Source organism: Nitrosomonas sp. Is37 (assembly GCF_033063275.1).
Lineage (GTDB): Bacteria > Pseudomonadota > Gammaproteobacteria > Burkholderiales > Nitrosomonadaceae > Nitrosomonas.
Map to the genome: position 1 here is coordinate 71,152 of NZ_JAWJYP010000016.1, position 7,308 is coordinate 78,459.

The 7,308-nt window shown below is 44.4% G+C and carries 7 protein-coding genes and 2 pseudogenes; 3 read left to right on the plus strand and 6 right to left on the minus strand.

The genetic code is table 11. From position 1 onward, the window contains the following. Nucleotides 1-13 precede the first annotated feature (13 nt). A pseudogene (locus tag R2Q26_RS09130) lies at nt 14-848 on the plus strand (transposase). 98 nt (nt 849-946) lie between these two features. Here the strand turns inward: R2Q26_RS09130 and R2Q26_RS09135 are convergent. The 4 genes and pseudogenes from R2Q26_RS09135 to R2Q26_RS15535 all read right to left on the minus strand — a co-directional run. After that, the gene (locus R2Q26_RS09135) at nt 947-1,240 is read right to left on the minus strand and encodes a translesion error-prone DNA polymerase V autoproteolytic subunit (protein WP_317535983.1); all 294 of its coding nucleotides are present in this window, start codon (nt 1,238-1,240) and stop codon (nt 947-949) included. Then, nucleotides 1,230-1,466, minus strand: coding sequence for a hypothetical protein (locus R2Q26_RS09140; protein ID WP_317535984.1), 237 nt, complete (start codon nt 1,464-1,466; stop codon nt 1,230-1,232). The genes R2Q26_RS09135 and R2Q26_RS09140 overlap by 11 nt, the downstream gene beginning before the upstream one ends. Nucleotides 1,467-1,791: 325 nt before the next feature. Beyond that, nucleotides 1,792-2,298: a low molecular weight protein-tyrosine-phosphatase gene (locus R2Q26_RS09145; protein ID WP_317535985.1), complete on the minus strand. Its 507-nt coding sequence runs from the start codon at nt 2,296-2,298 to the stop codon at nt 1,792-1,794. A 348-nt stretch (nt 2,299-2,646) separates the two neighbouring features. Next, nucleotides 2,647-2,833, minus strand: a pseudogene (locus R2Q26_RS15535) (YkvA family protein); the annotation flags it as partial. A 543-nt stretch (nt 2,834-3,376) separates the two neighbouring features. On the opposite strand from R2Q26_RS15535, the gene R2Q26_RS09155 reads away from it, so the two are divergent. Next, nucleotides 3,377-3,649 carry a hypothetical protein gene (locus R2Q26_RS09155; protein WP_317535987.1) on the plus strand — a complete coding sequence of 91 codons (273 nt, stop codon included), beginning with the start codon at nt 3,377-3,379 and terminating at the stop codon, nt 3,647-3,649. Between the two features lie 173 nt (nt 3,650-3,822). Here R2Q26_RS09155 and R2Q26_RS09160 read toward each other — a convergent pair whose 3' ends face one another. Then, on the minus strand, nt 3,823-4,365 hold the full coding sequence (locus tag R2Q26_RS09160) for a histidine phosphatase family protein (protein WP_317535988.1): 543 nt from the start codon (nt 4,363-4,365) through the stop codon (nt 3,823-3,825). A 374-nt stretch (nt 4,366-4,739) separates the two neighbouring features. Here R2Q26_RS09160 and R2Q26_RS09165 point away from each other — a divergent pair, with 374 nt between their 5' ends. After that, on the plus strand, nt 4,740-5,042 hold the full coding sequence (locus R2Q26_RS09165) for a hypothetical protein (protein ID WP_317535989.1): 303 nt from the start codon (nt 4,740-4,742) through the stop codon (nt 5,040-5,042). A 404-nt stretch (nt 5,043-5,446) separates the two neighbouring features. On the opposite strand, the gene R2Q26_RS09170 is transcribed toward R2Q26_RS09165, so the two are convergent. Further along, on the minus strand, nt 5,447-7,246 hold the full coding sequence (locus R2Q26_RS09170) for a bifunctional metallophosphatase/5'-nucleotidase (protein WP_317535990.1): 1,800 nt from the start codon (nt 7,244-7,246) through the stop codon (nt 5,447-5,449). Between the last annotated feature and the right edge of the window lie 62 nt (nt 7,247-7,308).

The window sequence follows — 7,308 nt, forward strand, 5'->3', positions numbered from 1 at the left end:
GGGACACACCGCTATGATAGATAGTAATCATTTTGACCTGAACAAACCAGATCAAAATGATCTGCTACAGGAAGTTCTCCGCGAAGGCGCCCGCAAAATGTTGGCTGCAGCCATTGAAGCGGAAGTAGCTGCCTTTATTGAGCAATATAGCACTTTAAAAACTGATGAGGGAAAACCGGCAGTAGTCAGAAATGGTTATCTGCCAGAACGTCCGATTCAGACAGGACTGGGAGCTATCGAGGTCAAAGTACCAAAGATTCGGGATCGCTCTGAATCTGGCATCAAGTTTAACAGCAGCCTGGTGCCACCCTACTTGAAGCGCACCAGGAATATTGAAGAATTTTTACCCTGGCTTTATAACCGACCAGCAACGCTGCTGGGTACATAAAACTGCTAATGTATTGGAAAAACTACCCAAAGCCATGCAACCCAAGGTCAAAAAAGCCTTGCATGATATTTGGCAAGCCAGTACCCGGGAAGAAGCTTATCAGGCATTTAATCATTGTATGGAACGATTCAGCCCGAAATATCCAAAAGCAATGGAGTGCCTGGCTAAAGACAAAGCTTCCATGCTGGCTTTCTATGATTATCCTGCCGAAAACTGGCAGCATATTAGAACAACCAATCCAGTTGAATCCGTCTTTGCTACTGTCAGATTGAGAACAGACAAAACCAGGAATTGTGGTAGCAGAACAACCACGTTGACCATGGCGTTCAAACTCATGGAAACAGCACAGAAAAAATGGTTTCGATTACGAGGTTATAAGCTGTTAGCTGATGTCATCACCGGCGTCAAATTTGTTAACGGTATTAAACAATCAGGAGATCAAAAACAGGCAGCCGCTTAACTCTCTATACACCAGATTTGACTATAGCTCTTGAATACCCGTTCACAGGATACATAGAAGTTATTGACATCAATGAGTGCGATAGCACGCATGATAATCTATTTCACAGGATGAATGACGTTGGTCACAACACCCCAAATAATCAACTCCTGATCATTCCTAAGTTCGATGGGTGGATATTCTGGATTCTCGGCCAGTAAGCAAACCTTACTGTGCTTGATGGAAAGTCGCTTCACTGTGAGCCCCCCATCTACTACTGCGATAATCACCTGACCTAACTGAGGTTCAAGGGAGCGATCCACTACCAGTGTATCGCCATCGAAGATATCGGCATCCGTCATAGAACTACCCTGCACCCGAACAAAGAAAGTAGCTGAAGGATTACGGATCATTACGGATCAACAGCTCATTGAGGTCGATTCTACCTTCGATATGGTCATCTGCAGGTGAAGGAAAACCTGCTGGGACGCGATTGATAAACAACGGCAGGTGTAATTTAGCAGGCTCGGCTGCAGGTAATAATACTTCTTGTGGCAATGCCACAGTCTCCTGCAACTGCTGGCGTGTTTGAAGAAAGTTGATGATGGCTGTTTTTTCGTCCAGAGGAACGCGCATCACCGTTGTCGGAATCCTAAACTTTCCATTTTTAGGCTTACGGCCTGCACCTGGACGTCGTCCACCATGAGCTCTACAAGAATCTTTCGTATGCCCACTTGATTATGTAGCACTAATCAAATGTACTGAAAATGGATAAGATTAGCAATATTTCAGGAACTACTCACGATTCAGAAAGATCGCCGACTGGAGAAAATCCAAACAATAATATTGTATTCGCCCCACATCGATTGATATGGCATTGATTCTGAAACATGCGCACAAAAATACTACCTAGCACAATTTCTAACAGGTTGTGATCAGCACAACACAAAGACCAGAATTAACGTCACTGATCACACTTTTCAGCAAATCCCTCCACAATATGCCTTAGCAATCCTTGATTGGCATCTTCCACTAAATCAAGCACCATCTCGAATCCATGACTTCCTCCATAGTAAGGATCTGCTATTTCCTGATACTTATCCCATTGACTGCTGTAACGCATCAATAAATCAAGTTTGTGACTATATTGTTGTGGGCAACGATCTTCCAGTATTGCAAGATTATTTTTATCCATTGCTAGAATATAGTGAAACTCTTCAAAATCATTTAATTCTACGGTCCGAGCGCGCAACTCCTGCATGTTATACCCTCTTTTCAGTGCTGCTTTTTGTGTACGTCTATCAGGAGGCTCATCGATATGGTAAGCGTGTGTCCCCGCTGAATCGACATAGATCTGCTTCTCCAGACCAACAGCCCTGACTTGATGCCTAAATACTGCATCCGCAGTAGGTGATCTGCAAATATTACCCATGCAAACAAAGAGAACTTTAACTTTATTATCTTGCTTCATTTTTGTTTCATTATTCCCAGTTCATTTTGAAAAATAATTCTAAAAACCTATGAAAACTTTTCTGTAATTGTAAGATGGATTTCATCCTCCAACGAACTCACCTCTCCACCCTGCCGTAGATGGACAGTGCTTACATACCGCTTCCGTAAGGGTGTTCTAAATCTAGAATATAGAATATTGGTTTTTCCCTTTTCCAGGGCTGCAGAAGATCTCATAAATCTTCATAAACCCACATGACACAGAGCACCCCCACTAGTAACCAGATCATAATAATAATCCCACCTGCCACTCGGCTCACTGGTTTTGCGTCCTGGCTGATTTCTTGGGCCCGTACCCTGCACGCTGCCAGCACTTCTGGAGGAATCAATTTGATAGCCAAGGCAATTCCTAGGGGCAGCAAGACGAGATCATCCAGATAACCAAGAATCGGAATAAAATCTGGAATCAGGTCAATTGGGCTGAGCGCATAAGCAACAATAGCAGCAACGAGAAACTTAGCATACCAAGGAGTAGCAGGATCACGTGCCGCGAAGTAAAGCGCAAGGGTTTCTGCTTTCAGACGAAACGCAAGTTGCTTTAGGTTTAAGAAAAGATTCATAGTCAATATACCATACCAAATGAATAATCACTAAAGGTACACATCGCCATCGGTAAGCCAGACTATTCTCCCAGTTTCCCAATGCTTGTTTGATCCGCACCCTAATTCTAGAACCATCGCCGATACCGCAAAATCGACAATTTGCAACCCCATTCATGTTCCCTACGGACGCTTGAGCTAATGCGTCAGCTTACATTGGAATAGGGTCTTACTGAAAGGCAAGTGCGCAAAATAAAAAATAACCCAGAGAGCAATATATAACTCACCGGGTTAGAGGGGATACGAGAATAGTATTTTCGAATCTTATTTATCCATTATCGACCAGAACTGAGAAAGCTTTAGCATCTTTTTAAAGCACTCGAAATAACCTTTATCCTCCCTCGACATAAAGCAGTTACTCACAAGCTTATCCACGAAAATTGTGGATAATAAAATCCGAACACTCTCCATCTTCGCAGTAGCAAAGGGAAATAACAACAGATGAATATAATACTTTCCATAGCGTGTAGTGCTCTTTATTATCGGAATTGGGTTGGTTATCCACTTTGCGGAGAAGCTGATCAAAGGAGCTGCTGGCAAGTCCCTGGGCTTTGGAATTTCACCTTTCTGGTGAGCGTCATTTTTATTGGCTTTGATCCAGAAAATCTCTCTTTGAAAGCAGTAGCCTCATTTGAGGGTGTAGCCGGAATCGCGTTGAGCTCTATTGCTACATTGGACAGCTTTTCCGCTGCGTGGCGTGAATCGCGGAACTGAATAAACTTGACCGCCCACCCCTATCTGGATACTTCACCAGGATGCTTCCTTTGGGGGGACTGGCTATCGTATCTTCAATTCTAAATGAGAATATACAAAAATATCTCAATCTGAATAAGTCATTATCGAACTCACTTAGGTAGGTTAATTTTAGATGCAAACCCTGGGTAAATTTAGGCGCAATTCAACACATAATGCTTATATTCACAATTGCCCACATGAATATCCCTCAGTTGATCATCTTTAACGCCCCCCTCAAAATAGGCGACGAATACCCGCATGGTTTCTTCATGAGCGACTACCAATAGTGTTTTATCCTTCTGCTCTTTTAACCAATCGATAAATCGTAACACACGCTGCTTATGGTCCAGCAATGATTCGCCACCATTCACGCGTATTCGTAGCGGATCATGGATAATCGCTGAAAAATAGTCAGACACTGGTATGCCATCAAACCCTGAGCGGATGTCGGCAAGATCAGGATGCACCTCAATTGGCACTGCGTGGTAACAGTTTATTACCTCCGCCGTTTGGTATGTCCGTGGCAGGGGCGAAACAATAATACGATCAAATACTACATCACGCAGCGCCAGCGCTGCCAACTTCGCTTGCTCTATACCTACTTCTGTTAAATGAACATCCCGGCTGGGATCATCGTTACACAAACCAAGATCATTATAGTTAGTGCGCCCATGGCGCATGAAGTAGATATCCATGTTGCAAATGACTATAAAAATAAAACAGTAAGTAGCAAGTAGAGTCAGCACAAAATTAGCAATGTACCAAATGGCGCACCAAAAATGTACCGGTTAGACCTATAAAAAGCAGGTGCAGCTAGACTGGAAACCGGTTATCCTGAATAAAATGAGTTGAAAGCCCAAAGAAATATGGTGGCGAACATTTGATCGCTTGAGTGATATACATAATGTCACCCTCACGGGAACTCTGATTCGGATAGCGAAACAAATTGAAGTGAAGATCAGGATCTGAAATTTTATTCACGCAAGAATATTCGATAGATAAACAGTTTATCAGTTAATTCAACAGCGAATCGAGTTGTTAGCAATGAGCAAAATTATGAGGAGCAATCATGAGTATTCAATTACTACCAAAGCTCACCACGGATGAGTGGCAAATGATCCTTAGTACTTACGATGGCAATTGGGTAGAACCTCATCAGCCATTGAGTATAGCGACAGACATTATGGATGATAAAGGGGCTATTTCACTCACGGATTTAACGCCGGAATATGCAGCACTCGCACAAAAAATGCATACCTTAAGCCAGACTGAACAATTAGCTATTATGGATTTCATTCAGAAATACTGGGCTAACGATTGGAGTGAATACCAAAACTGGGATGAGATTTATCAAAAGGTGATCAATCTTTAGAGCGGAAGTATTCTAAACCGGTAAAGGCTTTGGAATCACTGTCTGTAGTCAATAGACTACAACGCTAAAACGGTCTGATATTGATCTGAATAACCGATCTTTCACGCTATCCAATACTAAGAACTGGGAACCCTACCCTTGCCTGGCACTAGTAAAACCGTTTGTTTATTTATAAAGAAATTGAATTCAATCAGCGCAACACCCTGAAAAAAAAGATAAAATAGAAAAAATCTTGACTGATGAAGAACTAAAAGCATGGGAAAACAGCAGAACAGGGAAGCTGAGTTACTGCAAGCAGTACGGCACATGACTATCAGAAAAGGTCATAGGGTTATGTTCTCCATTATTTCTGCATGCAAGAAATCAGGTTTTTCGCACCTACCAATCCTGTGAGCAGCTAATTATCAGGGCAGCAGCGTGATGCGATTCTGTGGTCCTGGTGCTACAGGGCTGTTTGTGACGAAATAGGCTTCCAGCGCATCAAGATCAAGGGCACCACCCATACGGTCGATACCTTCTTTAAGAACGTAAAACTGGTCACCTCCCTCAGCCAAGAAACTGTTCACAGTCACCCGATAGCTCTTCTCCGGATCAACCATTATGCCGTTAACTTTGATACTGGTCGGATTAACATTATCGCAGGGCGTGCCCTTTTCTTTCCATTCATAGGTAAAACCATGGGATACCTGCAGAATACGGTTGAATGGTTGCCCACTGGAACCGCCTGTCAGATAACCTGCTGTGCAGCCCATGAACTGTTGCTCCAGCAGAGTGTGAATTTGTGAGCCAGTCAGAGTCATAGTCACCAGGCTGTTGCCGAAAGACTGCACAAGGAAGGCCTCGCCATAGGTTATCTTGCCGTCACCTTCTTTGGCGTTGCTGGATGGAAAAATAAGATCGGCACGCATGCTACCCGGGTTCACAAAAGCCACCACGGCCTCGCCAAAACCGGGAATCTTGGTAACATTCAAATGCGCATCGGCGATCAAATCCCCTAAGGCCGATTCGCCAGCCGCATTTGGAGTGCGGACAATGTCGGCAGTAATCGAGCCAATCACACGATTAGCGATGGGTTGCGACAGGGCTTTATAGCCATCGACCACGGCCTTGATCGCTGCATTGGGAGTAACACTGGTGTCGTTGCGATCGACCAGAACGTTCTGGGCGTTAATCTTGATAACGTGACCAGATCTATTGTCGATGGTCATGTCAATGTCAGTCAGGATTCGGCCTATTGAGTTAGCGCTGGTCACCGGAATGGAGCGACCTATGCTGTTGGTGATCATGCAGTTGTATGCCTGATGGGTGTGGCCTGAGATAACTAGATCCACATCATCATGCAGGGCATTGACGATGGGCTTCAGCGGAGTATTTTCCAAGTTGCCTTCACATGAGTTCATGGTGGAGGCATCCTGATTAGAGAGCACAATACCGCCTTGATGAATCAAGATCACGATAGCTTCCGCGCCTAGCTTACGCAGTTCAGGAATCAAAGCATTGATGGTAACTGCTTCGTCGTTGAAATCCAGGCCAACCACGCCACCTGGGCTAACAAGAGTGGAAGTTTCCTTCAAAGTCAGGCCAATGAAACCAACTTTCAGATCACCTTTGTATGTCTTAATGGCGAAGGAGGGAAAGATAGTTTGGCCGCTTTTCGTTTCCACCACATTGGCCGCCAGGAACTTGAAATTCGCCCCGCTGAATTTTCCCTCGTCATCGGTTGGCGCGCCCACTTCAGCGCCGCGACAAGAATTGGGATCGGTAGGATGGCAACCACCTTTTTGCATACGTTTTAACTCATCTAAGCCTTCGTCGAATTCATGATTGCCCACAGCGTTGAATTCCAGGCCAGCCATGCTCATGGTTTCGATGGTCGGCTCGTCATGAAACAGAGCAGAAACGAGGGGAGTAGCACCGATCAGGTCACCGGCAGAAACGACGGTGGTAGTAGGATTCTTGGCTTTAGACTTGGCGATATAACCAGCCAACCAATCCACACCGCCGACTGCAACATTGGACCTAGCCCCTTCTGGGGTCACAAAAGTTCCAGGTGATTCAATCTGGCCATGAAAATCGTTAAAGGCAAGTATCTTGATCGTGGTAGTAGTCTGAGCATTGGCTGCATAGGTACCCGCACTGACCATCAATAATAGGGCCGCTCCCATGGCAATCCAATTCAGTCTCATGATTAGAGCATTCTGCATTTAAGTACGTCCATACCCTGAATTCAGGAAGTAATTTCTGCATTCATATGCTGAGAAGAGCG

Bases quoted from the DNA above. Each gene is read 5' to 3' on its own strand.
- R2Q26_RS09135 (WP_317535983.1), bottom strand. From the start codon at position 1,240: ATGATCCGTAATCCTTCAGCTACTTTCTTTGTTCGGGTGCAGGGTAGT.
- R2Q26_RS09145 (WP_317535985.1), bottom strand. From the start codon at position 2,298: ATGAAGCAAGATAATAAAGTTAAAGTTCTCTTTGTTTGCATGGGTAAT.
- R2Q26_RS09155 (WP_317535987.1), top strand. From the start codon at position 3,377: ATGAATATAATACTTTCCATAGCGTGTAGTGCTCTTTATTATCGGAAT.
- R2Q26_RS09160 (WP_317535988.1), bottom strand. From the start codon at position 4,365: ATGGATATCTACTTCATGCGCCATGGGCGCACTAACTATAATGATCTT.
- R2Q26_RS09165 (WP_317535989.1), top strand. From the start codon at position 4,740: ATGAGTATTCAATTACTACCAAAGCTCACCACGGATGAGTGGCAAATG.
- R2Q26_RS09170 (WP_317535990.1), bottom strand. From the start codon at position 7,246: ATGCAGAATGCTCTAATCATGAGACTGAATTGGATTGCCATGGGAGCG.